This window comes from Candidatus Obscuribacterales bacterium, from assembly GCA_036703605.1.
Lineage (GTDB): Bacteria > Cyanobacteriota > Cyanobacteriia > RECH01 > RECH01 > RECH01.
In genome coordinates this window covers 1-1,239 of the sequence record DATNRH010000192.1, presented here as the reverse complement: position 1 = coordinate 1,239, position 1,239 = coordinate 1, and the positions used below count along the sequence as shown (strand labels likewise).

The 1,239-nt window shown below is 54.0% G+C and carries 3 protein-coding genes; all 3 read left to right on the top strand.

All coding sequences use genetic code 11. The features are described from left to right. On the top strand, positions 1-292 hold a 292-nt coding region (locus V6D20_04050; protein HEY9814964.1), incomplete at its 5' end, for a rod shape-determining protein MreC. A 66-nt stretch (positions 293-358) separates the two neighbouring features. Then, the gene (locus tag V6D20_04045; GenBank protein HEY9814963.1) at positions 359-859 is read left to right on the top strand and encodes a hypothetical protein; all 501 of its coding nucleotides are present in this window, start codon (positions 359-361) and stop codon (positions 857-859) included. 50 nt (positions 860-909) lie between these two features. Then, positions 910-1,239: hypothetical protein (locus V6D20_04040; GenBank protein HEY9814962.1), on the top strand; the 330-nt coding region annotated here is incomplete at its 3' end.

The following is a 1,239-nucleotide window of genomic DNA, read 5'->3' as shown; positions in this document are numbered from 1 at the left end:
GGAGGCTTTGTTGACTGGATCCATCACCGGCGAGGTCGGCCTCGAGTTTATCCCCCAAGACGCCGCCATCGAGCCTGGCGACCTAGTCTTGACATCCGGCTTGGGCGGAAACTACCCCGACAATCTCCTCATCGGCCAGGTCACCGGGGTGCGTAAGCGACCTTTTGAGCTCTACCAGACGGCCACTGTCCAGCCGGTCGTGGACTTTTCCAAGCTTAATATCGTCTTGGTGGTTACCAATTTCCGCCCGGTGGATGTCTCACCCTTGCAACCTGACCAGGTATCTCCCTAGCATGGAACACTTTTCCATCGCTCGGCGCCGGACCACTGGGTTCCAGATTCTATCCGCCATACCGCTATGGCTACCCTGATCGCCATTCCCGTTATGGGTTTGCTAGTTATCTTCCAATCCGCTGTCGTCAGCCGGATACCCCTTCTGTATGGGACCGCGGACATCGTACTTCTCGCCCTGCTGGCCTGGGCAGTCCAGGAGCGGGTCACTACCGCCTGGCATTGGAGCCTCATTGGTGCTTTTTTGGTGAGCATGGTCACTGCCGCGCCGGTCGTTGCCATAGTTGGTGGCTATTTGCTTGCGACCTTGATCGCTCGCCTGTTGCGCCGACGAGTCTGGCAAGTTCGCCTCCTGGCGATGTTTGCCGCGACTTTTTTGGGTACTTTGTTGGTCCAGACTTTGACAGCGCTTTTATTAAGGTTCAATGGGGTCAATATCCCCTTGGTGGAGGCCTTCAATATCATCGTACTGCCCAGTGCTCTGCTCAATCTCATTGGTGCCGTCCCCGTCTATGCCTTTATCGGCGACTTAGCCAATTGGCTCTATCCTGAGGAGATCGAGCTTTGAGTTCACACACACGTAACAAATTTAAACATTTTGCGTTATGATTAATGGTTATGCAGAAATTAAATGGCAATAGCACCCTGCGAAACACGATCGAACCTTGGCGCATCCTCGTCTTCGCCGGGTTTATTGTAGTCACCTTCCTTATATATGTAGGGCGCTTGTTTGCACTGCAAGTCATTCAAGGTCCCCAATGGGTGGAGCAAGCCGAAGAGAACCGCATCAAGAATATCAATACACCTGCCCAGCGCGGCATCATTTTCGACCGTAACGGCTACATCTTAGCCCAGAATATCCCCTCCTACAATGTGATCATTACCCCCGCCGATCTGCCCGACGATACCGGGGCTACCCAGGAGATCTACCGCCAGCTCTCCAAGCTC

Bases quoted from the DNA above. Each gene is read 5' to 3' on its own strand.
- V6D20_04045 (HEY9814963.1), top strand. From the start codon at position 359: ATGGCTACCCTGATCGCCATTCCCGTTATGGGTTTGCTAGTTATCTTC.